17 protein-coding genes are annotated in these 22,962 nt (G+C 75.7%); 12 read left to right on the top strand and 5 right to left on the bottom strand.

What is annotated here, in order from left to right:
- Positions 1–5: 5 nt before the first annotated feature.
- From IE326_RS02990 to IE326_RS03030, 9 genes are all read left to right on the top strand, one after another.
- Positions 6–611: a beta-sandwich domain-containing protein gene (locus IE326_RS02990; RefSeq protein WP_211821966.1), complete on the top strand. Its 606-nt coding sequence runs from the start codon at positions 6–8 to the stop codon at positions 609–611.
- A complete protein-coding gene (locus IE326_RS02995) occupies positions 608–1,696 on the top strand; it encodes a BtrH N-terminal domain-containing protein (protein ID WP_150235965.1) in 1,089 nt (362 codons plus the stop codon). Before IE326_RS02990 ends, IE326_RS02995 begins: the two co-directional genes overlap by 4 nt.
- Before the next feature lie 62 nt (positions 1,697–1,758).
- Positions 1,759–3,051, top strand: a complete 1,293-nt coding sequence (locus IE326_RS03000) for a DegT/DnrJ/EryC1/StrS family aminotransferase (protein ID WP_190040748.1) — start codon at positions 1,759–1,761, stop codon at positions 3,049–3,051.
- The gene (locus IE326_RS03005) at positions 3,048–3,899 is read left to right on the top strand and encodes a transketolase (RefSeq protein WP_150235969.1); all 852 of its coding nucleotides are present in this window, start codon (positions 3,048–3,050) and stop codon (positions 3,897–3,899) included. Before IE326_RS03000 ends, IE326_RS03005 begins: the two co-directional genes overlap by 4 nt.
- Positions 3,896–4,912, top strand: coding sequence for a transketolase family protein (locus tag IE326_RS03010; RefSeq protein WP_150235971.1), 1,017 nt, complete (start codon positions 3,896–3,898; stop codon positions 4,910–4,912). Before IE326_RS03005 ends, IE326_RS03010 begins: the two co-directional genes overlap by 4 nt.
- Positions 4,913–4,986: 74 nt before the next feature.
- Positions 4,987–5,247, top strand: coding sequence for an acyl carrier protein (locus tag IE326_RS03015; RefSeq protein ID WP_030755983.1), 261 nt, complete (start codon positions 4,987–4,989; stop codon positions 5,245–5,247).
- 33 nt (positions 5,248–5,280) lie between these two features.
- Positions 5,281–6,579, top strand: coding sequence for a cytochrome P450 (locus IE326_RS03020; protein WP_150235973.1), 1,299 nt, complete (start codon positions 5,281–5,283; stop codon positions 6,577–6,579).
- Complete coding sequence (locus tag IE326_RS03025) at positions 6,576–7,358, top strand: thioesterase II family protein (protein ID WP_150235976.1); 783 nt, start codon at positions 6,576–6,578, stop codon at positions 7,356–7,358. Before IE326_RS03020 ends, IE326_RS03025 begins: the two co-directional genes overlap by 4 nt.
- A complete protein-coding gene (locus IE326_RS03030; RefSeq protein WP_229915184.1) occupies positions 7,355–8,092 on the top strand; it encodes a sulfotransferase-like domain-containing protein in 738 nt (245 codons plus the stop codon). Before IE326_RS03025 ends, IE326_RS03030 begins: the two co-directional genes overlap by 4 nt.
- Positions 8,093–8,251: 159 nt before the next feature.
- Here IE326_RS03030 and IE326_RS03035 read toward each other — a convergent pair whose 3' ends face one another.
- The 4 genes from IE326_RS03035 to IE326_RS03050 are packed head-to-tail and all read right to left on the bottom strand — an operon-like array spanning position 8,252 to position 19,009.
- The gene (locus IE326_RS03035; protein WP_190040749.1) at positions 8,252–11,722 is read right to left on the bottom strand and encodes an SDR family NAD(P)-dependent oxidoreductase; all 3,471 of its coding nucleotides are present in this window, start codon (positions 11,720–11,722) and stop codon (positions 8,252–8,254) included.
- Positions 11,719–12,537, bottom strand: coding sequence for a thioesterase II family protein (locus IE326_RS03040; protein ID WP_211821968.1), 819 nt, complete (start codon positions 12,535–12,537; stop codon positions 11,719–11,721). The genes IE326_RS03035 and IE326_RS03040 overlap by 4 nt, the downstream gene beginning before the upstream one ends.
- Entirely contained in the window at positions 12,534–15,686 is a 3,153-nt protein-coding gene (locus IE326_RS03045; RefSeq protein WP_190040750.1) for an AMP-binding protein, read from the bottom strand. Before IE326_RS03045 ends, IE326_RS03040 begins: the two co-directional genes overlap by 4 nt.
- Positions 15,683–19,009 (bottom strand): non-ribosomal peptide synthetase, encoded by a 3,327-nt coding sequence (locus IE326_RS03050; RefSeq protein WP_190040751.1) that lies wholly within the window; start codon positions 19,007–19,009, stop codon positions 15,683–15,685. The genes IE326_RS03045 and IE326_RS03050 overlap by 4 nt, the downstream gene beginning before the upstream one ends.
- Before the next feature lie 104 nt (positions 19,010–19,113).
- On the opposite strand from IE326_RS03050, the gene IE326_RS03055 reads away from it, so the two are divergent.
- Complete coding sequence (locus tag IE326_RS03055; RefSeq protein ID WP_150235981.1) at positions 19,114–20,307, top strand: acyl-CoA dehydrogenase family protein; 1,194 nt, start codon at positions 19,114–19,116, stop codon at positions 20,305–20,307.
- A 2-nt stretch (positions 20,308–20,309) separates the two neighbouring features.
- Positions 20,310–21,332 (top strand): acyl-CoA dehydrogenase family protein, encoded by a 1,023-nt coding sequence (locus IE326_RS03060; RefSeq protein ID WP_150235982.1) that lies wholly within the window; start codon positions 20,310–20,312, stop codon positions 21,330–21,332.
- Between the two features lie 116 nt (positions 21,333–21,448).
- Here the strand turns inward: IE326_RS03060 and IE326_RS03065 are convergent, their stop codons facing one another.
- Positions 21,449–22,204, bottom strand: coding sequence for a thioesterase II family protein (locus IE326_RS03065; RefSeq protein WP_150235983.1), 756 nt, complete (start codon positions 22,202–22,204; stop codon positions 21,449–21,451).
- Positions 22,205–22,281: 77 nt separating this feature from the next.
- Between IE326_RS03065 and IE326_RS03070 the strand changes: the two genes are divergently transcribed.
- Complete coding sequence (locus IE326_RS03070) at positions 22,282–22,932, top strand: 4'-phosphopantetheinyl transferase family protein (RefSeq protein WP_150235984.1); 651 nt, start codon at positions 22,282–22,284, stop codon at positions 22,930–22,932.
- The last annotated feature ends 30 nt before the right edge of the window (positions 22,933–22,962 follow it).

Consider the following 22,962-nt stretch of genomic DNA (forward strand, 5'->3'; position numbering starts at 1 on the left):
CCGTAGTGACTCTTCAAGTCATCGAACCGGCCGGCGCGAGAAGCAGGGAGGCGAGGGAGCACATACAACTGCCGCTTCGGCTCACCGAGTTCTTCAACAACGTCGCCTTCACCGGCCCGGAGACCCTGGGCAACGGCCGGCTCAACGTCTGGGGCAACAGCCTGCCCATCGGCACCCTGCCCACCGGCCGGATCCGGGTCTCGGGCGTCGAGTTCGACGTCCCGGCACCCGACGGCGTCGCACCCGACAACGTGCGCTGCACCGGCCAGCTCGTCCACCTGCCGGACGGCACCGCCGCCGACTGGCTGCACCTGCTCATCACCTCCGAGCGGCGCTGCGAGGAGACCGTGCACCTGCACTACGCCTCCGGGGCCGTGGATCCCGAGTGGATCCGCGTCTCCGACTTCTGGCCCGCCACCGGGCACTTCGGCGAGGTCCTCGCGGCCCGCTCGGCCGGCATGCACTACCCGCACCACATCCAGCGGGACCTCGGCGGCCAGGTCTGGTCGGTGCGCGTCCCGGCCGTGCGCAGGGAACCCCTGCGCAGCGTGCGGCTGCCCGACAACGCCGCCCTGCACCTCTTCGCCATCACCGTGGAGGGAGTCCGATGACCGTCCTGGGCAGTCCCGCCCCCGTCCCCGTCGCCGAGGTCTTCGACGGCCCCGTCAGCATCACCCCCACCGGCCCGTACGCGGGCGCGGTCCCCGTGACCTCCTCCCCCGCCTGGTACGACGACCTGTGCAGCTGCCTCCAGGTCGACCTGGTGCACGTGCTGCGGCTCGGCGGCTGGGACCCGCTCCAGGCCCTCGGCAGCGGCTGGCGCCTGCGGGCCGTGCCCGAGGACTGCGAGCCCGTCGAGTTCTTCCACCCCGCCGGGGACGACCTCGCCTCGTCCTTCGGGGTCTACCACCCGCTGACCCTGCGGTGGCACCGGCCCGCCGACGACGAGGAGGCCCACGACCAGGTGGCCGCCGCGCTCGCCGACGGGATCGTCCCCATCGTGTCGGTGGACAACTACCACCTGCCGTTCCGCCCGGCGTACCACGACGTGCACGCCGGACACCTCCTGATGGTGACCGGCTACGACCCGGCGACCCGCTCCTACCAGGTCCTCGACCCGATGCCGCCCGCCTACCGGGGACCGCTGCCCCGCGACGTCCTCGCCCGCAGCCGCGCCTCCGCCAACCCCGACGACGGCAGCGACCCCTTCTTCGCCGGCTCGGGCCCCGCCCGGCGCTGGCTGGAGGTCCGCCTGGAGGGCCCGCAGCCCGAGCCGACCTGGGACTGGCTGCGGACCGCGCTGCGGACCAACGTCGAGTCGCTGCGCGGCGCGGAGGGCGACGGCCTGCCGGCCCTCGCCGCCTACTTCGACGCCCTGCCCCGCGCGGTCGCCGCCGAGGGCGCGGCCCCGCTGCTGCGGACCTACCGCATCGGCTGGCCCGCGCAGGCCGAGGCCGGGCTGCACGCCCGCTTCCTCGCCGAGGCCGCCCGGCGCCTGGGCCGCCACCGGCTCGCCGAGGCGGGCCGCGCGGTGGAGCTGGTCTCCCATTCCTGGACCGGCGTCCGCATCAGCGCGGCGCACGGCGAGGAGAACCCCGAGGAGGCCGCCCGCCAGGTCGTCGAGCACGGCCGCACCCTGCTGCGCGGCTACGAGGCGGCCCTGTACGCGGTCGAGACCGCGCTGGACCGGCCGTGACCGCCACCCGCTCCACCAGCACGCCCACGACCGAGGGAACCGAGAGAGACGGAACGACAGCCATGACGGAGCGACCGCACCAGCTCGCGATGCTCGGCGGACCCCGCGCGGTCCCGCCGGAGACCGCCGTGCCCCGGTGGCCGGTGATCACCCCGGAGGACGAGGAGGCCGTGGCCCGGGTCCTGGCCGGCGGACGGCTGACCGCCACCGCCGAGGGCGAGGAGGAGGTGCCCGGCCTGGAGCGGGAGTGGGCCGCCTACACCGGCACCGCGCACTGCGCGGCCGTGGGCTCCGGCACCGCCGCCCTCCAGCTGGCCCTCGCCGCGATCGGCGTGGGCCCCGGCGACGAGGTCGTCGTGCCCTCCGTCTCGATGAACGCCACCGCCCTCGCCGTGCTCCAGCAGGGCGCGCGGCCGGTCTTCGCGGACATCGACCCGGAGACGTACACCCTGGACCCGGAGGCCGTCCGGGCCGTCGCGGGGCCGCGCACCAAAGCGCTGCTCCCGGTCCACCTGCACGGGCTGCCCGCCGACATGGACGCGCTGCGGGCGGTCGCCGACGGGCTCGGCGCCGTGGTCGTGGAGGACGCCGCCCAGTCGCACGGCGCCTCCTACCGCGGCCGGCGCACCGGCGCGCTGGGGACGGTGGGCTGCTTCAGCATGCACCCCAGCAAGAACCTGCCCACCTGCGGCGAGGGCGGCCTGCTCACCACCGACGACCCGGAGATCCACGAACGCGTGCTGCGGCTGCGGCAGTTCGGCGAGGACCCGCGGCCCCGCGCCACCCGCAGCTACGTGTCCCACACCCCCGGCTGGAACCACCGCATCGGCCCGCTGGAGGCGGCCTTCGCGCGCAGCCAGCTCACCCGCCTCGACGCGTACGGCGCCCGCCGGGAGCCCGGCATCCGGGCCTTCCTCGGCCGGCTCGCCGCGCTGCCCGGACTGCGGGTGCCGGTGGTGCCCGAGGGGTCCGTGCACGCCTGGCACATCCTGCGCTTCCGGCTGGACGCGCCGGCCCTGGGCCTCGCGGAGCAGGACGCCGCCGCGCTGCGCCGGGCGCTGCACCGGGCGCTGCGCGCCGAGGGCGTCCCGGTCTCCCGCTACCAGGAGGCGCCGCTCCCGGCGCACCCCGCCTTCGCCCCGTACGTCCCGGACGGCGCGCGGTTCCCGGTGGCCGACGCCGTGCTCGCCGACTCCCTGTGCCTCCAGCGGCGCCAGCTCGACCCCGACTCCGGCCCGGTGCTCGCGGCGTACGCCGACGGCTTCGAGAAGGTGTGGGAGAACCTCGACCTGATCCGCCGGATGGTCCGCTCGGCTCCGGCCCCCCGCGCCCGGCGGGAGGTGGCGGCGGCATGAGCGCCACCACCACCGAGCCGCCCGCGTCCCTCGCGGCCGGCGCCCCGGCGCCGACCACCGAGGAGGCCGCGCTGCGCATCCGCCGCGCCGTGGTCGACATGGCCGCCGGCCGGCAGGGCGCCCACGTGGGCGGCAGCCTGTCCTGCGCGGACGTCCTGGCCGTCCTCTACTTCGGCGTGCTCGACCTGCCCGGCGACTCCTTCGTGCTGAGCAAGGGCCACGCGGCCCCCGCCCTGTACGCGGCGCTCGCCGCCCGCGGACTGCTCGACGAGGCCGAGCTCGCGGGGTACGCCTCCCCCGGCAGCCGGCTCTTCGGCCACCCGTCCCGCGGCCTGCCCGGCGTGGAGTTCTCCACCGGCTCGCTCGGGCACGGCCTGGCCCTCGGCTGCGGCCTGGCGCTCGCCGGGCAGCTGCGGGAGGAGTCCGCGCGGGAGAGGGTCTTCGTGCTGATGGGCGACGGCGAGCTCCAGGAGGGCTCCGTGTGGGAGTCCCTGATGTTCGCCGGCCACCGCCGTCTGTCCCGGCTCACCGCGGTCATCGACCGCAACGGCCTCCAGCAGACCGCCGGCACGGAGGGCTCGCTGTCCCTGGAACCGCTCGGCGACCGGCTCCGGTCCTTCGGCTGGGAGGTCCGGGAGACCGACGGCCACGACCACGGCCCGCTGCGCGCGGCGCTCGCCGCCCCCTCGGAGAGCGGCCGGCCGGTCGCCGTGATCGCCCGCACCGTCAAGGGCCGCGGCGTCCCCTTCCTGGAGGGCCGGGTGTCGAGCCATTACGCGACGCTGAACCCGGCCCTGCACCGGCGGGCGCTCGCCGCGCTGCGCGCCGCGGGGCAGGTGGCCCGATGACCGCCCCCGCGCCCGCCACCACCGCCGGCCCCGTGCCCGGCGCCGCTCCCGCCGTGCCCGCCGGTCCCCGGGAGGCGTACCGGGAGGCCCTGACCGCGCTCGCCGCGGAGGACGAGCGGGTGATCTGCCTCGACTCCGACCTGGGCGGCCTGGAGCGCTCCTTCGGCGACCGGTTCCCCGAGCGGTACGTCAGCACCGGCATCGCCGAGGCGAACCTGTTCACCGTCTCGGCGGGGCTCGCCGCCCGCGGACTGCGCCCCTACGCCCACACCATGGCCACCTTCGCCGCGACCCGGGCCACCGAGCAGCTGAAGCTCGACGTCGTCGGCACCGGCCTGCCGGTGCGGGTGGTGGCCACCCACGCCGGCCTGTCGGCCGCGCACTTCGGTGCCACCCACTACTGCCTCGAGGACCTGGCGGTCACCCGGGCGCTGCACGGCCTGACGGTGGTCGTGCCCGCCGACGCCCGGGAGATCGGCCCCGCCCTGGCGGCGCTGCACGAGCTGGACGGGCCCTCGTACCTCCGGCTCGGCCGTTCGGCGACCCCTCCGGTGCACGCCGGGGACGTCCCGCCGTTCCGGCTCGGCGAGGCCGTGACCCTGCGCGCCGGGAGCGACGTCACGCTGGTCGCCTGCGGCCCGCTGCCGGTGTCCTTCGCGCTGGCCGCCGCCGACCGGCTGGCCGGCGAGGGGGTGTCGGCCCGGGTGCTCCAGATCCACACCCCGGTCCCGTTCGACGCCGCGGCGGTCGCGGAGGCCGCCGCCGCGACCTCCGCCCTCGTCACCGTCGAGGAGCACCGGCCGCAGGGCGGTCTGGGCGACGCGGTCGCCGAGGTCGTCGCGGCGCACGCGCCCCGGCCGGTGCTGCGGGTCGCGGTGGCGGGACCCCTGCCCGGCCGCGTCGACGACCACGCCGGGCTGCTCGCCGCCACGGGGGTGAGCGCGGACGCCGTCCACGCCGCCGCGCTGCGCGCGCTGGCCCTCGCCCCGCCCCCGACCGACCGACCGCGCTGAGCACGACCGACCGTCCACCACCCCGGACCACGACTCCGGACCACGACCGGAAACCCCATGGAAGGCAGGCCCTCATGAGCACGCAGACCACGACCGCGGGAGCGGCGTCGCAGGACTACGTCGCCGCCCTGTTCGCCCGGCTGCTGAACGTCCCCGCGCCCGGCCCCGACGACGACTTCTTCGTCCTGGGCGGGACCTCCCTCTCCGCCATGGACCTGATCGCGCTGATCGAGCAGGAGCGGGGGGTGCAGCTGCCCGTCCGCGACTTCTACCGCGGCACGTCCGTCGCCGAACTCGCCGCCACCCTCGATCAGCTGTCCGAAGCCTCGGCCTGACCTGCCGCCCGGCCCTCCCGGAGGAGACAACAGATGCGCCTTTCGACACCGCCGTTCGCCCCGGCGGACACCGACGTGACGGACGTGGACTTCCTCGCCTCGACGTACTACACCGAGGGTGACCCGCACGCGCTGTGGACCCACCTGCGGGCCCACGAACCGGTCCATCACTTCACCCCGTCCGACGGCCGGGAGCCCTTCTGGGTGGTCACCCGGCACGCGGACGTCAGCCGGGTGCTCAAGGACCACTCGGTCTTCTCCTCCCGGCGCGGGACCATGCTCTGCATCATCGACCTGTCGATGCCGGACATCGCCTCCGACCAGATGATGCCCGACACCGACCCGCCCCGGCACGGCCAGCTGCGCGACCCGCTCAACCGCGTGATGACGCCCCGGGCCGTCGCCGCCCAGGAGGAGACCATCCGCGGCATCGTCCGCGAGATGCTCGAACCCGCCCTGGACGGAGAGGTGTTCGACCTGGCGCAGGCCGCGCTGATGTTCCCCATGGCCTTCACCGGCTCCATGATGGGACTGCCGCGCGAGACCTGGGACCGCATGTCCCGGCTGACCACGATGACCATCGCCTACGACGACCCCGAGTACATGGAGAAGGCGCCCAAGCCCACCCTGCGGCAGGCGCACCACGAACTGTTCTCCTTCTTCAGCGACGAGATCGCCCGCCGGGACCGCACGGACCCGGGCGACGACCTCATCGGCATCCTGCTGCGCATGAGCCTGGAGGGCGAGCCGCTCACCGAGCGGCAGATCATGCTCAACTGCTACAGCCTGCTGCTCGGCGCCAACGTGACCACCCCGCACGTGGTGTCCACGACGGCGCTGGCCATGGCCGAGCACCCCGACCAGTTCCGGGCGATCCAGGAGAACCCGCAGCTGCGCGGCACGGCCATGGAGGAGCTGCTGCGCTGGTCCTCGCCGGCCAGCCACTTCATGCGGTACGCGACGGCCGACGTGGAGCTCGGCGGGCGGACCATCCGCGCGGGCGACCCGGTCAGCGTCTGGCTGGGCTCGGCCAACCGCGACGAGCGGGTCTTCAAGGACCCGTTCACCTTCGACGTCGCCCGCCGTCCCAACCGGCACATCGCGTTCGGCGTCGGCCCGCACTACTGCATCGGCTCCGGTCTGGCCCGGCTCGCGCTGCGGCTGTTCCTCGACGAGTTCGCCGAGCGCGTCGAGAAGGTCGAGCTCGCCGGCGAGCCGGTGCACCTCGCGTCGAACTTCGTGGCCGGCTTCAAGCACCTGCCGGTCCGGCTGACCCCGCGCGCCGGCACGGCCCCGGCGCGCTCCTTCGCCGCGGCGGGGGCGGTCGCATGAGCGTCGCCGTCCCCTCCCCCGCCTCGGCGAGCTGGCTGGAACGCCGGTGGCGGACGGCCGGCGCCACGCCCCGGGTCGCCCTGTACTGCTTCCCGTTCGCGGGCGGCTCCTCGGCCTACTACCACGCCTGGGCCGAGGAGTTCCGGTCCGACGTGGAGCTGGTGCCGGTGCAGCTGCCGGGCCGCGGGGCGCTGATGGGCGAGGAGCCGGTGCGGAGCATGGCCGCCGCCGCCGACCTGGCGGCGGCGGCGATCGCCCGCTCCCCGGTCCCGGCGGCCCTGTTCGGCCACAGCATGGGCGCCGTCCTCGCCTTCGAGACGGCGCGCCGCCTGGAGCGCCGCGGCCACCCCGTCCAGCACCTGTTCGTGTCCGGGCGGCCCTGCCCGACCGTGGTCCGCCCGCCGTCGCCGGTGAGCGACCTGCCGCGGGAGCGGTTCGTCGACATGCTGCGGGCCTACGGGGCCGCGCCGGAGGAGGTCCTGGGCCACGACGAGCTCCTCGACCTGCTGCTGCCGATGATCCGCGCGGACTTCCACCTCATCGAGAACTACCGGTACGAGCCGGAGATCGGCTCGCCGCCGCCGCTGAGCTGCCCGGTGTCCGCCTGGTGCGGCGACCGGGACCCCGAGGTGCCGCCGGAGCTGATGGCCCGCTGGGGCCAGGAGACCTCGGGGCCGTTCGCCCTGGAGGTGCTCTCCGGCGGCCACTTCTTCCTCACCGAGCACCGGACGCGGATCGTGGCCGCGGTGCACGAGCTGCTGCAGGGGGTGGGGCGGTGAGCGGCGGGGGCCGGCTGGTCGTCCTGTGGAGCGCGCCGCGCTGCCGGTCCACGGTGTTCTCGCGGAGCGTCGCCGAGCGCGGCGACTTCCTCGTCCTGCACGAGCCGTTCTCGCACCTGGCGGACTTCGGCCGGGAGGAGATCGAGGGCGTGGAGTGCCGCACGGAGGCGGAGGTGATCGCGCGGCTGCTCGAACTGGGCCGGGAGCGGCAGGTGTTCGTGAAGGACACCACCGACTTTCGCTACCCGGGCGTGCTGACCGACGCCCGTTTCCTGGGCGGGGCCCGGCACACCTTCATCGTGCGCGACCCGCGGGAGGCCATCGCCTCCCACTACGGCCTCAACCCCGGACTGGGCCGGAACGAGATCGGGTTCGAGTGGCTCCGCGAGATCCACGACCGGGTCGCCGAGGTGACCGGGACGGACCCGGCCGTCGTCGACGCGGCGGACCTCGTCGCGGCGCCGGCGGCCACGCTGCGGGCGTACTGCGCGGCGATCGGCGTCCCGTTCCTGGAGCACGCCCTGTCGTGGCGGCCGGGCGGGCTGCCCGGGTGGCAGAAGACGGCCCGCTGGCACAGCGACGCGAGCGGCAGCGGGGCGATCAGCGCGGAGGTCTCCAGCCGGCCGCCGCTGGACGTGCCGGGCCATCCGCTGCTCGGCCCGTTCTACCGGTACCACCTCCCGCACTACGAGCACCTGTGGGAGCGGCGGCTGCGGGTCACCGCCGACGCCTGAGGGGACGGCGGGACGACGAGGCCCCCGGCAGCCCGGCTGCCGGGGGCCTCGTCGCGTCCTTCCCGAGGGTCCCCGCCGTGCGGGCCTCCGGCGAGGGCACGACGAGACGGCCGGCGGCGGCACCGGTGTCCGGTGCCGCCGCCGGCCGTCAGGGGGCGGTCAGGCCAGGGCGCCCGCCAGGGCGCGGACGGTCGGGTGGTCGTAGACGGCGGAGACCGGGAGGGCCGCCGCGAAGCGCTCGTTCAGGCGGCCGATCATCCGCATGACGCGGAGCGAGTCGCCGCCCAGGACGAAGAAGGTGTCGTCGCGGCCGACGCGCTCCACGCCCAGGACCTCCGCCCAGACGGCGGCGACCTCCCTCTCCAGCTCGCCCTCGGGCGGGCTGTACGCGGCGCGGGCGGGCCCCGCGGGGCCGCGGGTCCGGCCGCCGGTGACGTAGGGCGCGATGTACTCGTTGGCCGGGTCGGGTCCGGCGAGGAGCCGGGCCGCCGGCTGTGCGAGGGCGGCCAGCAGGAGCTGCACGCCGCGCGCCGGGTCGATGCCGCGCAGGCCCCGGTGGCGGGCGGCGGCGGCCAGCGGGCTGCCCTCGTTCATGCCGGTGCCGTCCCACATGCTCCAGGCGACGCAGCGGACGGTCCGGCCCCGGGCGGTCCAGCGGTCGGCGTAGCCGTCGAGGGCCGCGTTGGCCGCCGCGTAGGCGCCGAAGGAGCTGCCGCCGAAGAAGCCGTTGACGGAGGAGAAGAGGACCGCCGCCGTGCCGGGGCGGGCCTCCAGGAGCCGTTCGACGGCCCGGGCGCCGCCCGCCTTGGGCCGCAGCATCGCGGCGAGCCCGTCCGCCGTCTCCGCGGTCAGGGTGTGGGCGTCGAGCTCCTCCCAGTGGCCGCGCACGTCGGCGCCGGCCAGGTGCAGCACGGCGTCCAGGGGGCGGCCCCACCGCTCCTCGGCGGCGGTCACCGCGGTCTCCAGGGCGTCGGCGTCGGCCGCGTCCACGGCCGCGTAGGCGACCTCGCCGAGCTCCCTGAACTCCTCCAGGGCGGCCAGGCGTTCGCCGGTGAGCTCGGCCTCCGGGGTGCGGCCGGTGAGCAGCAGCCGGGCGCCGAGCGCGGACAGCAGGTAGCCGGCGACCTCCCGTCCGATGCCGCCGAGGCCGCCGGTGACGAGCGCGGTGCCGCCGGGGGGCAGGATCTCGCGGGGGACGGCGAGGGTGCCGGGTTCGGCGACGGGCCGCAGCCGCTGCACGTGGGCGACGCCGTCGCGGACGGCGCTGACGTCCTCCCCCGGCGCTCCGCGGACGGCGGCGACGGCCGCCGCGTCGTCGGCGCCGGCGCCGAGGTCGACGAGGCGGACGGCGTCGACGGTCCGCTCGGCGCGCGCGGTGCGCACCAGGGCGGTGAGCGCGGCGCGGGCCGGGTCGACGGTGTCGCCCTCGGCGACGGCGGCGGCGTGCCGGGTCAGGACGGTGACCTTGGCCCCGGGGGCGGCGGCCGCGAGGGCGCGCAGGGCGAACAGGACGCCGGTGGCGGCGTGCAGCGGGTCGGTGTCCCCGGCCTCCGCGGTGTACTCCCAGGCGTGCAGGACGTGGGCGGGGACGCCGCCGAGTCCGGCGGCGAGGTGGTCGAGGGCGCGGGCGTGCTGGCCGGGGTCGTCCGGGTCGATGGTGACGGAGAGCGGGCCCTCGGCGCGCAGCGGGGAGCCGGGAGCGCCCCGCCGGACGACGGCGACCCGGGCGCCGGGTCCGGCCGTGGCGTCGGCGAGGGCGGCCGGCAGGGCGCTGTCGGCGGGGGCGTAGACGAGCAGGTCCTCGGCCGGGGGGCGGGCGGCGGCGGCCGGTGCCGCGGCGTCGGCGGCCGGGGCGGGCACCCAGACGGGTTCGAGGAGCCAGCTGTCGGCGGGCTCGTCCTCGGGCGGGGCGTCGTAGCGGCCCTCGGCGTAGGCGGCGGCGAGTTCGGCGCGCTGGATCTTGCCGCTGGCGGTCTTCGGGAACTCCGCCTCGGTGAGGGCGATCACGGCGCGCGGGTGGAGGCCGATGTCGCGGGCGAGGGTGGTGGCGATGTCCTGGGCGAGGGTGTCCGGCGCGTGCGCGGCCGGCACGTGGAAGACGACCACGCCGTCGGTGTCGCCGTCCCGCACGGGGCAGGCCGCCGCCCAGGTGGCGCGGACGCCGGGGACGGACTCGACGACGGCCTCGACCTCGTGGGAGGGGTAGTTGGCGCCGTTGACGATGAGCATGTCCTTGCTGCGGCCGGTGAGGGCCAGCCGGCCGTTCCACAGGAAGCCCAGGTCGCCGGTGTCGAACCAGCCGTCGTCGGTGAAGGAGGAGGCGTTGGCGTCGGGGTTGCCGTGGTATTCGCGCAGCAGGGTGGTGCCGGACACGTGCAGGTGTCCGACCTGTCCCTCGGGGAGGAGGCGGCCGTCCGGGCCGACGATGCGCAGGGCGACCCCGGCGACGGGAGCGCCGACGTCGGTGAAGGTGACGGCCCGCTCGGAGCCGTACGGCACCTCGACGAGGTGGCCGTCGAGGCTGGCGGAGTCGACGCTGACGGTGCCGACGGAGGGGTCGTCGGGGTCGAGCCGGGAGTAGGTGACGCCGGAGGAGGTCTCCGACATGCCCCAGCAGGGCACCATGGCGTCGGCGGGCAGTCCGTGGGGGCGGAGCAGCCGGACGAAGCGGCGGGCGGTGCGGGCGACGACGGCCTCTCCGGCGTTGCAGATGTTGCGCAGCGAGGACAGGTCCCAGCTGCCCCGCTCGATGGCGTCGGCGTGTTCGTTGACGAGGGAGAAGGCGAAGTTGGGCGCCCAGGTGTTGGTGGCCCTCCACCGCTCGGTCAGGTCGAGCCAGGCGAGCGGGCGGCCGACGACGGCCTCGGTGCGGACGTTGACGTGCTCGCAGTTGAGGAAGACGTCCCGGACGTTGAACATGACGATGCCGCCGACGTGGTCGAGCGGCATCCAGTTGAGCGCGACCTCGTGCTCGGTGAAGCCGTTGGCCGCCACGGCCGCGTAGGTGCGGGCGACGAGGGAGCGGTTGGCGTGCCGGACGCACTTGGGGATGCCGGTGCTGCCCGAGGTGAGCAGGTTCAGGGCGTCCTGGTCGGGGGTGACGGGCTCGACGCGGCCGGGCGCGTGGGCCAGGAGCTCATCGACGGAGCGGACACGGATCTCCGGCTCGTCCCAGCGGGCGGCGAGCGAGCGGACCGGCTCGCGCAGGGTGGCGTCGGTGAGGACGACGGGCCGGTCGAGGAGGGTCCACGCGGCGCGCAGCTTGCGGGTGGCGGCGTTGTCGCGGGTGTAGTCGCGGGCCTCGCCCACCGGGGTGGGCAGGAGGCCGCCCAGGACGCAGGCCCAGAAGCCGGTGACGAAGGCGCGGTTGTCCTGGCACTGGAGCAGCACGGAGTCGCCGGGCCGCAGGCCGAGTTCCTGGAGGCCGCCGAGGACCCGCAGGCCCTCGTCGAGGAGTTCGGCGTAGGTCTGGCGTTCGTCGGTGCCGTCGGCGCGCACGTAGACGGTGCCGCGTCCGGCGGGGGACGCGGCGGCCTTGAGGAGCGCCTCCTGGAGGGTGCGCGCGGCGCCGGGCGGCACGACGGGCGCGGGTCCCTCGGCCAGGGCGGGGCGCGGCGGGGCTTGGGTCATGAGGATGCCTCCGGGTCGGTGGGCGGGAGGGTCCGGGTGGTCTCCAGTGCCGCGACCACGGCGGCCACCGCCTCCGGCGTCATGTCGTTGACGAAGTAGTGGCCGCCGGGGACGTGGACGACGTCCCGGGGCGGCGCGGTGGTGCGCTCGCCCCAGGCGGCGGCGTCGGCCGCGGTGACGACGGTGTCCGCGTCGCCCCGCAGCGGGAGGACGGGGAAGGGCAGCGGCGGGGCGCCGGGGTCGCCCCGGTGGGTCTCCCACAGGGCGAAGTCGGCGCGCAGCAGCGGCAGCAGGAACTCCATGAAGGAGGCGTTGGCGAGCAGCCGGTCGGGGAGGCCGCCGAGGGCGCGGACCCCGGCGAGGAAGTCCTCGTCGGAGAGGGCGTGCAGCGGCTCGGTGCGGGCCGGCAGGTGCGGGGCCCTGTGGCCGGCGGCGATGAGCAGCCGGGGCGGTTCGGCGCCGCGGCGCACCAGTTCGCGGGCGGTCTCCGCGCCCAGGACGGCGCCCGCGCAGTGCCCGTACACGGCGTACGGGACGGTGGTGTACGGGCGCAGGGCGAGGGCGCAGGCGCGGGCGAGGGGGCCGACGCCGGAGGGCAGCGCGTCGCGGGCCCGGTCCTCGCGGCCGGGCGGCTGGACGGCGACGACCTCGACGTCCTCGGGGAGCAGGTCGGGCCAGGAGCGGTAGAGGGAGGCGCCCATTCCGGCGTACGGGAAGCACAGCAGCCTCAGCCGGGGGCGCCCCGGGCGCGCGGCACGGCGCACCCAGGGCGATTCGGCGGTGAAGGCGGGCGGTGCGGCGGCGGGCGCGGTCACGAGGCCCTCCTGCGGGTGATGGCCGGGAGGGCCGGGGCGGCGGCGGGGCTGCGGCCGGCGAGGAGCCGGGCGAGCGCGGTGGGCGTGGGGAAGAGGAAGAGGTCCTGGAGGGAGACCTCCAGGGGCACCCGCTGGCGCAGCCGGACGAGCATGCGTCCGGCGTCGAGGGAGCCGCCGCCGAGGTCCATGAAGTCGTCGTCGGCACCGTAGCGGATCTCGCCGAGGACCTCGGCCCACAGTTCGGCGATCGTCGTCTCCAGGCCCTCGGCGGGCTGCCGGTAGGGGGCGCGGACCCGCCAGCGGGTCCAGTCCTCGGGGGGCAGGGCTCGGCGGTCGACCTTCTTGTTGGCGTTGCGCGGAAGCTGTTCGAGGTGGGCGAAGGCGATCGGGATCATGTAGTCGGGGAGCCGCTCGGCGAGGAAGTCCCGCAGGGCGGTGCCCGGGAGGGCCTCGTGGCCGGGACGGGTCACCAGGCAGGCGACCAGCTGGGTGTCGCCGGCGGCGGAGCGGACGGGGACGACGGCGGCCTCTGCGGTGGCCGGGTGGGAGAGCAGCGCGGCCTCCACGTCGCCGAGTTCGACCCGGCAGCCGCGGACCTTGACCATGTCGTCGGTCCTGCCGTGGTGTTCGAGCAGGCCGTCGGGGCGGTAGCGGCCGAGGTCGCCGGAGCGGTAGAGGCGGCTGCCGGCGGGGCCGTGGGCGTCGGGCCGGAAGCGGTCGGCGGTGAGCGCCGGGTCGCCCAGGTAGCCGAGGGCGGCCTCCGGGCTGCCGAACCAGATCTCGCCGAGGGCGCCGGCCGGCAGGAGTTCGCCCTCGTCGCCGAGGATCCGCATCCGGACGCCGGGGTTGGCCCGGCCGATGGGCGGCGGGGCGAGCCGGTCGCTCGCGGTCGCGGTGGAGGCGGTGAGGCGCTTCTCCCAGGGCTGGAGCGGGCTGGCGACGAACAGCGCCTCGTGGCAGCCGTAGCCGACGGCGGCCTCGAAGGGCAGGTCGGAGGGGCCCCACCGGTGCAGCTTCTCGCCGCCCATGATGAGGACCCGGACGGAGGTGTCCGCGGGCCAGGGGAGCCGCTGGAGGCTGTCGCCGATGGAGGTGACGACGAAGACGGAGTGGATGCCGCTCGCGACGACCCAGTCCCGGAAGGCGGGCGGGTCGGCGAGGACCTGGGGTTCGGCGACGTGGACGGTGGCGCCGACGACGAGCATCCGGGCGACCTCGGCCATGGTGGTGCCGAAGCCGGTGGGGGTCGTCCAGCTGCCGCGGTCCCCCGGGCCGAGGAGCGTCGCGTCGGCGAAGGAGGCGCCGGCGTGGACGATCACCCGGTGCTGGCCCTGGACGGCCTTGGGTTCGCCGGTGGAGCCGGACGTCTGCATGACGTAGGCGAGGTCGTCGGGGCGGACGTCGAGGCCGGGGTCCTGGTCGGACAGGGCGGCCAGTTCGCCGTCGAGGGCGTCCCGGAGCAGGGTGCGGTCCGGGAGGACGCCGGCGGCGGGGGCCTGGGCGGAGGTGACGACCAGCCGGGGCGGCACCTTGGCGAAGACGCCCTCCAGCCGGCCGGCCGGGGCCGCCGGGTCGATCGGGAGGACGACGCCGCCCGCCTTGTGCACGGCGAGCAGCGCCTCGATCCACTCGGTCGAGCGGGGCAGGCTGAGGGCGACGACGTCGCCGCGGCCGAGTCCCCGGGCGATCAGGTGGTGGGCCAGCCGGTTGGCGCGGGCGTTCAGTTCGCCGTACGTGACGCGCTCGGCGCCGCGGACGACGGCGAGGGTGCCGGGCGAGCGCCGGGCGTGCTGTTCGACGAGCGTGTGCAGCGCGTCGCGCGGCTCCCAGCGGTCGGGGACGTCGCTGAACTCGTGGAGCAGTTCGTGGACGTCCTGCTCGTCCAGCATGTCGAGCCGGTGGTGCGGGAGGTCCGGGGCGTCGAGTCCGGAGCGCAGCAGCCGCAGGAAGTGGCGGGCCAGCGCGTCCACGGTGCGCCGGGCGAACACGTCGGAGCGGTAGCGGATCTCGGCGGCGCCGCCGGGGGTGACGACCAGTTCGAGTTCGGCCTCCGTGGCGGGGGCGGTGGCCTCCGTGGCGTGCCAGCCGTCCGGCAGGGCCGGGCGCAGGGCGACGACGGAGGCGTACGGGCTGGGGCTCTGGCCGGAGACCAGGCGCCCGGCGAGCTGGGCGAGCAGCGGCACGGGCAGCGTCGCCTCGTCGAGTCCGCGCCGCAGGCCCTCCGCCACCTGGGCGGCGACGGCCCGCAGGCCGCCCGTGGCGGTCACCACGGGCAGGACCTCGGCGACGGCGCCGCGGGGGCGGCGGCCCGGGCGCGGCCGGTCGGTCTCCACGCCGAGGACCAGTTCGCTCGACCGGGACCACCGGTGCAGCACGAGCGCCCAGGCGGCGACGAGGGCGGCGCCGCCGGGGACGGTGCCGGCCGGTCCGCCGGTGAGGGCGGCGGCCGGGGCGAGGAGGTCGCCGGGGAGGACGAAGCGGTGCCGGGCCCAGGCGGCCGGCACGGTGCGGTCGCCGGGGGCGGGGACGCGGGGCAGCGCGGTGTCGAAGGGGACGCCGAGCAGTTCCTCGCGCAGCCGGGCGAGCTGGTCGCCGGTGGGCCGGCCCGGCTCCGCCACGAGGGCGGGGGCCGGGGCCGGGGCGGGGACGGGCCCCGCCGGGTCCTGCGCGCACAGCTCCGCGAGGCGGTCCAGGAGGAGGCCCGCGTCCGCGTGGTCGACCAGCAGCCGGTCGAGGACCAGGGAGAGCCGGAGGCCGGACGGGGTGGCGGCGATCAGGGCCCGCGCCAGGCTGGGGCCGCTGCCGCCGGGGTCCGCGTCCTCGCCGGGCTCGCTCTCGAAGCGCTCCAGGAGGAGCGCGGCGGTGTCCTCCGGCACCTCGATCCGGCGGACCGTGATCTCCGCCGCGGCGGGGTCGGTCACGAGGGATCCGTCGGGCCGCCGCAGGGTCGCCGCGAAGCTGTCCGGGTGTTCGGCGGCCAGGGTGCGCAGGGCCGCTTCGAGCCGGTCCGCGCCGAGCGGGGCGGGCGGTTCGAGGCGCAGGGCGAGCCGGCGGACCCCGGAGGTCCGCGCGACGGTCAGGAACCTTTCGAGCGCGGGGTCCACCGCCGTCCTGGCGTCGGCCGGGAACACCGTTCCTCGGTCGCTCACAGGGCCGCTCCCTTCGTCGGCGCGCCGGATCCGCCGTTCTCCAGCAGCGCGGCGACCTGCTCGTCGTCGCTGTCCTCGACCATCGCGAGGACGTCGAGGACGCTCTGCCGGCGGCTGCGGGTCCGCTCCAGGAGGGCGTCGACCGCGAGGGCGGTGCCGGACACGGTGGGGTTGCGGAAGAAGTCCGCGATGGGCAGTTCCACGCCGAAGACGGCCTTGACCTTCGGGGCGATGCGGATCGCCTGGAGGCTGGTGCCGCCGAGGGCGAAGAAGTTGTCGTGGTTGCCGACCCTCGGCGCGGCGAGGAGCGGCTTGAACACCTCCTCCGCGAGGAGCCGTTCGGTCTCGGTGCGGTCGCCGTCGTCGGTGTCCTCGTCCAGCGGGGCGAACTCGACGGCGGGCAGCGCCTTGCGGTCCACCTTGCCGCTGGCGGTGAGCGGGATGTCGTCCAGCGGCACCAGGAAGGTGGGGACCATGGTCGGCGGCAGCCGGTCCGCGAGGTTGGTGCGCACCGAGTCCAGGTGCAGCGGGCCGTCCGGGGCGCCGACGACGTAGGCGACGAGGAGGTTGTCGCCGCGCGGGCCGGTCACCACGTGGGCGACGGCCTGGCCGATCTCGGGGACGGCGAGCAGCGCGGCCTCGACCTCGCCGAGCTCGATGCGCACGCCGCGGACCTTGACCTGGCGGTCGACGCGGCCGCGGAAGACGATGTCGCCGTCGGCCTGCCAGCCGGCGAGGTCGCCGGTGAGGTACATCCGGGAGCCGGGCGGGCCGTAGGGGTCGGGCCGGAAGCGCTCGGCGGTCTGGTCGGGCCGGCCGAGGTAGCCGCGGCCGAGGCCGGCGCCGGCGACGGCGAGCTCGCCGCAGGCCGACGGGGGCAGCAGGTCGAGCTTCTCGTCGAGGACGTACGCCCGGTGGTTGCGCATCGCGCGGCCGATCGGCGGGGAGGCGTGCCAGGTGCCCTCGCAGCGCTTGGCGATGACGGTGACGGTGGTCTCCGTCGGGCCGTAGCCGTTCCAGAAGGCGCGGCCGCCGGCCGCCCAGCGGGTGGTGAGCTCGCCGCTGAAGGCCTCGCCGCCGACGAAGCAGACCCGCAGCTCGGGGTAGTTCTCCGGGGTGAGCAGGTCCATGATCGCCGGCGGGAGGTCGATCACGGTGATGCGCCGCTCGCTCAGGATCCGGTCGAGGACGGAGATGTCCCGGCGCTCGTCCTCGTCGGCGAGGTAGACGCTCGCGCCGCTGAGGAGCGCGCCGAAGAGCTCGAAGACGGAGACGTCGAATCCGGTGGAGGCGAAGGCGAGGAAGCGGTCGTCGGCGGTGAGGCCGAACATCTCCTGGGTGGTGCGGACGAAGTTGGTGACGTTGCGGTGCTCGACGAGGACGCCCTTGGGGCGGCCGGTGGAGCCCGAGGTGAAGATCGAGTAGGCCAGGTCGGCCGGGTCGACCGCCACCTCCGGCGCGGTGTCCCGCTCCTCGGCGCCGAGGGTCTCGACGTCGATCAGCTGCCAGGGCCCGTCGGGGAGTTCGCCCGCGGTCGTGGCGTCGCCGAGGACGACGCGCACGCCGGCGTCGGTGAGAACGGCCTCGTTGCGGGAGGCCGGGTTGCCCAGGTCGAGCGGCACGTAGGCGGCGCCGGACTTGAGGACGGCGAGGACGGCCTCGACGAGGAGCGGGGTGCGGCGCATGGCGACGCCGATCAGCTCGCCGGGGGCGGCGCCGAGTTCGGCGAGCCGGTGGGCGAGCGCGTTGGCCCGGCGGTCCAGTTCGCGGTACGTGAGGGTGCCGTGGGGGCCGGTGACGGCGGTGCGGTCGGGGTGGGCGGCGGCCGCGGCGGCGAACACCCCGTGCACGGTCTCGCCCTCCTCCGGCTCGCCGGCGGGGGCGTTCCAGCGGGTCAGGATGGCGCGCCGCTCGTCCTCGGTGGCCAGCGGGGCGCGGGCGAAGGACGCCTCGGGGTCGGCGCAGAGGGTGCGCAGCTGGCCGAGGTAGCGGTCGAGGAAGAGCCGGGCGGTGTCGGGGGCGTACAGGCTGGTGGCGTAGCGGACCCGCAGGACGGGCGCCTCGGCGTCGAGTTCGGCGGAGAGCGCGAACTCGAAGGGCGAGCTGCCGGTGTCGAGCTGCTCCAGGGTGATCGTGAGGTCCCCGGCGTCGGCCTGCCGCTGGGCGGACGGCGCGATCTCGAAGCCGATCTGGACGAGCGGCAGCCGGCCCTGGTCGGGCTCGACGCCGGCCGCGGACAGCAGCCGCTTGAAGGGGAGCCCGCCGTGCTCGTCGGCCGCGATCCGGGCCTCGTGCGTGAGGCGGACCAGGTCGGAGAAGGAGGTGGCGCCGTCGGTGTCGACCCGGACGGGCAGCAGCTGGCCGCAGTCGCCGACCAGCAGGTCGGGGTCGAAGGTGCCGAAGACGTCGCCGGGCACGCCGATGAGCAGGTCGGTGCGCGAGGTGAGGCGGCCGACCAGGGCGAAGTACGCGGCGAGCAGCACGTCCCGGACGGGGACGCCGAGCCGGCCGGCCAGGGCGGCGGCGGACTGCGCGAGCGGTTCGTCGAGGGCGCGCTGGACGGTGCCGGCGGTGAGGTCGAGGACGAGTCCGCGCGGCCGGTCGGGGGCGATCTCGGTGCTCTCCCAGCCGGAGAGCGCGCCGCGCCACCAGTTCCAGTGGCCGGTGGCCTCCTCGGACTCGGCCCATTCGCGCTGCCAGGCGGCGTAGGCGCCGAACTGGGGGCGGGCCGGCCGGTCCTGCGGCGCGGAGCCGCCGGTGCGGGCGGCGTAGGCGGCGGCGAGCTCGCGCAGCACGACCTCGGCGGAGCGGGGGTCGAAGACCAGGTGGTGGGTGAACCACAGCAGGACGTGGCGGTCCTCGGCGACCTTCAGGAGCCGGAGCCGGACCAGCGGTCCGCCGTCCAGGTCGAAGCCGTGGCGCAGTTCCTCGCGGGCGAGGGCCTCGCAGCGCTCGGGCAGCCGCTCCTCGCCGACCGTCTCGGCGGTGAGCCGGCCGCCGGGGCGTCCCCGGACGATCTGCTCACCGGTGGGGTGGTCGTGCGGGAAGACCGACCGGAGCACCGTGTGCCGGTCGAAGGTCTCGTCGAGCGCGGCGGACAGCGCGTCCTGGTCCAGGTCGCCGTGCAGCGTGTAGGCGAAGGCAAGGGCGTACCGGCTGTCGCCGGGTGACACCTTGTCGAAGACCCACAGCTGCTCCTGGCGGAAGGTGAGGGGCGACACCCTGGTCCCGCGGTCCACATTGCCGATTCCCTGAAGGAACTGCTCTCGTCGCTCGGCGGGCAGACTTCGCAGCCGGCGCAGGAGCTCGCTCTCTTGTGTCATCGCGGCCTTCCCCCAACTCGGGTTACATGTCGACTTCCATCAACAGTCTTCGTTGATTATGTTGACTGTAGTACGGTGAGGAAAGTCTCGACAAGGGTGAGGCCATGGACTTCAGCATTCTGCGGACAACAGACGAGTTTCGCCGTGAGCTGCGCGAGGTGCTGTACTCGCCCGCCGTCGACGACCTGGTCAACGCGGTCGCGGCGCGGGCGGACGGGATGGACGGCGATGCCCGTGAGCTCTACAGGTACCTGGGCAAACACGGGGTGCTCGCCCCGGCTTGGCCCTCCGAGTACGGAGGGAGGGACGGTGACTTCACCGAGACTCTCGTCCTGATGGAGGAGCTGGTCCAGCGTGGGGTTCCACAGAGTCTCTATTTCATCTCCGTCCAGATCGTAGGGTCGCTCATCCTGCAGTCCGGCACGGAGCGACAGAAGCGCGACCTGCTGCCCCGGCTCGCCTCCGGCGACCTCGCGGCGTGCATCCTGTTCACCGAGCCGGACAACGGCTCCGACCTCGCGGGCGTCGTCACGCGCGCCGAGCGGGACGACCGCACCGGCACGTGGACGGTCAGCGGACGCAAGAAGTTCAACCTCAAGACCGCCTACGCGGACGTGGCGCTGATCGCGGCCCGCACCGACGACTCGGTCAGCCAGTACGAGGGCATCAGCCTGCTCCTCGCGCCGCTCTCCGCGCCCGGGGTGACGGTCCGTCCGCTGCCCAGCCTGGCCGACGAACAGTTCCACGACGTCTCCCTGGACGGGGTCCGGCTCGGCGACGACGCCGTGCTGGGCGCACCGGGCGAGGGCTGGTCCCTGATCACCGGCATGTTCTCGGCGGAGCGCAGCGGCGTCGACTACTACGCCCGCGGCCTGCACTGGCTGCGGCTGGCCGAGGAGCAGCTGACCGAGGGCGGCCGGCAGGCCGGCGAGGACGAGGCGTCGGGCCTGGCCCGGCACTGGGCGCGGCTCGACGCCGGGCGGCTGCTCTCGGCCCGCGCGCTCCAGCGCCTCCAGGACCGTGAGCCGGACATCGCCGAGGCCTCGCTGGCCAAGTGGCACAACTCCGACACCGCGCAGAAGATCGCGTGGTGGTCGCTGGAGCGCCTCGGCCTGCCGGTCGCGGCGGGCGGGCCGCAGTCCTCGCCCACCGAGATCCTGGAGGCCGCCTACCGCGAGGCGGCCGGCATGACCATCTCCGGCGGCGCCTCCGAGGTGCTGCTGGAGATCGTGGCGGGCGCCCGCCTGCACCACGAGTCCGACCACGACCACCCCCGTGCCGGCAGGAGGCCGCGCTGACCATGGACCTGCATCAGGATCCGATCCAGAGCCAGATCGCCGAGGCCGTCGCCCTCGCCCTCACCCACACCGGGGAGGTGCGGCGCGAACTGGCCGCGGTGGGCGTGCCCACCCTCGGCCTGCCGACCTCCCTGGGCGGCATGGGGCTCGGCCTGACCGCGGACGTCGCGGTCCACCGGGAGCTCGGCCGCGGTCTGGAGACCGCGCCGGAACTGCGCGAGACCGTGCTCTGCCTGGAACTCCTCGCGGACGCCGGGGTCGACGGGCTCGGGGACGTGCTGGCGCGCGTCCACGAGGGCGTGGGCACCGCCGTCAGCATCGGCCTGCACGGGCCGACGAGCATCCGCCTGGACGGCGACGGGCTGCTGTGGGGGACGAGCGAGGCACTGCCCGCCACCGGCTGGGACGTGGCGCTGGTGCGGGCCGCGACCGACGGCGGGGGCCACCGCTGGCTCCTGGTCCGGCCGGACGGGGCGACCGTGCGCCGCGAGGAGGTCACGCTGCTCGGCACCCCGGCGGCGCGCTGGCGGTTCGAGGCGGCGGCCGGCCAGCCGGTGCCGGTGGTGGAGGCGCAGCGGCGCCGGGCGGTGGCCGCGGCCCGCGTCCGGCAGGCCGCGCTGCTCCTCGGCATCGCCGGCCGGGCCCTGGACACGGCCCGCGCCCACGTGGGCCGGCGCCTCCAGTTCGGCAAGCCGCTCCTGGAGTTCCAGACCGTGAGCCACCGCATCACCACGCTGATCGGCGAGGCAGACGGCTGGGAGCTGCTGCTGGCCGAGGCGGCCTGGGCGCACGACCAGGGCGCCGAGGCGCCCGCCACGGCGCCGCAGGTCCTCGCGGCGGCGGCGGAGCACGCCCTGAAGGCCGCGCGGCTCTCGCTCCAGCTGCACGGCGTACGGGGCATGCTGGCGCACTCGGTCCCGGCGACGGCCTACCGGCTGGCGACGGTCGAGGCGGTGCGGCTCGGTCCGCCGGCGGGCCTGTGGCTGGAGGCGGGCCGGGCGCGGCTGGCCGGCACCCGGGCCTGAGCGGGGCCGGTCCGGCCCGCTCCGTGGGACACGGACGAGAGGGGCCCTGCCCGGTGGTCACCGGGCAGGGCCCCTCTCGTCCGCCCCCTCTCTCTCTCTCCCCCCCCGGGGGGCGGTCAGACCATGGCCTTCAGCTCGCGCTCCAGGCAGGCCACCAGGTCCGCCGGGGCGTCCAGGAAGGTGTAGTGGGTGCCGCTGAGGACCTCCTTGCGGGCCGCGCCGGCGGCGACCCAGTCGGCCCAGCCGCCCATGAGGGCGTGCGGGACCTCCACGTCGGCGTCCCAGCCGAGCGCGGTGATCGCGCAGGGCAGCGAACCGGCCGCGTCCTTGCGGTACTTCTTGTTGGCCTCGACGTCGGCGACGAGCACCTCCAGGTAGAGGTCGAGGATCTCCTCGGGCGGCTCGGCCGCCCCGAGCGCGGAGAGCAGGGCGATCAGCTCGGCGCGCAGGCCGTTCTCGTCGAGCCCGAGGAAGCGGCCGTAGGGGCCGTCCTGCGGGGCGACCTGGGAGGAGACGAAGACCCGCTCCGGGGGCCGCAGTCCGCGCTCCGCGATCCGGATGACGCTCTCGAAGGCCGGCAGCGCGCCCCCGCAGTGCCCGAACACCGCGTAGGGGCGGTCCAGGTGCTCGGCGATGCCGGTGACGAGCTGGTCGGCGAGCTCCTCGTAGGTGCCGAAGTGCGGTTCCCTGGTGCGGTTCTCGCGGCCGGGGAGCTGGAGCGGGACGACCTCGGCGGGGCCGATGCGGGTGGGCCAGCCGCGGAACATGGAGGCGCCGCAGCCGGAGTAGGGGAAGCAGAAGAGCCGTACCTCCGCCTCCTCGGAGGGCGGGGTCAGGAACCAGCGGGACGGCGTTGACTTTGGAGTATCCATACGCACATACTACATATACGCTATAGAGATTGCAGAGAAGTCAACCGAAGCCACAGTGGAATGCCGGGGTGATGTGCATGCGAGACCTGCTTCCCGGAGCCGTCGCGGTGGCGGTGGCGGACGCCTCGGCCTGGACCGAGGAACCGCTGCCGGAGGAGGCCGCGACGCTCAGCGAGCGGGCGGTCCCCGCGCGGCAGCGGGAGTTCCGGGCCGGCCGGGCGTGTGCGCGCCGGGCCATGACCGCGCTCGGCCTGCCCCCGGTGCCCGTGCCCGCGGGCCGCGACCGGGCCCCGCTCTGGCCGCCGCGGATCGTCGGCAGCATCTCGCACACCGGCGACTACTGCGCGGCGGCGGTGGCCCGTTCGGGCGCCGTCCGCTCGCTCGGCATCGACGCCGAGGACAACCTGGAGCTGGACGAAGCCACCCGGCAGCTGGTCTGCCTCCCCGAGGAGGAGGAGTGGTGGCGCGGGCCCGGCGGATCGGAGCCGTACTGGCCGACCGTGTTCTTCAGCGCCAAGGAGTCCGTCTACAAGGCGTGGTTCCCCCTCGTCGGCGGCTGGCTGGGCTTCCACGACGTCCGCGTCGAACCCGACCCCCGCGCCGGCACCTTCACCGCCCGGATCCTGGCCCCCCACCGCCGCCCGGACCTCGTCCCCGACCTCCTGCACGGCCGCTTCGCCGTCTCCCCGGACCTGGTCCGCACGGCGGTGGTCGTGCCGGCGGACTGAGGACCCGCCGGCCGTACGACTGCCCGCACC

The organism is Streptomyces filamentosus (assembly GCF_014654895.1).
GTDB lineage: Bacteria > Actinomycetota > Actinomycetes > Streptomycetales > Streptomycetaceae > Streptomyces > Streptomyces filamentosus.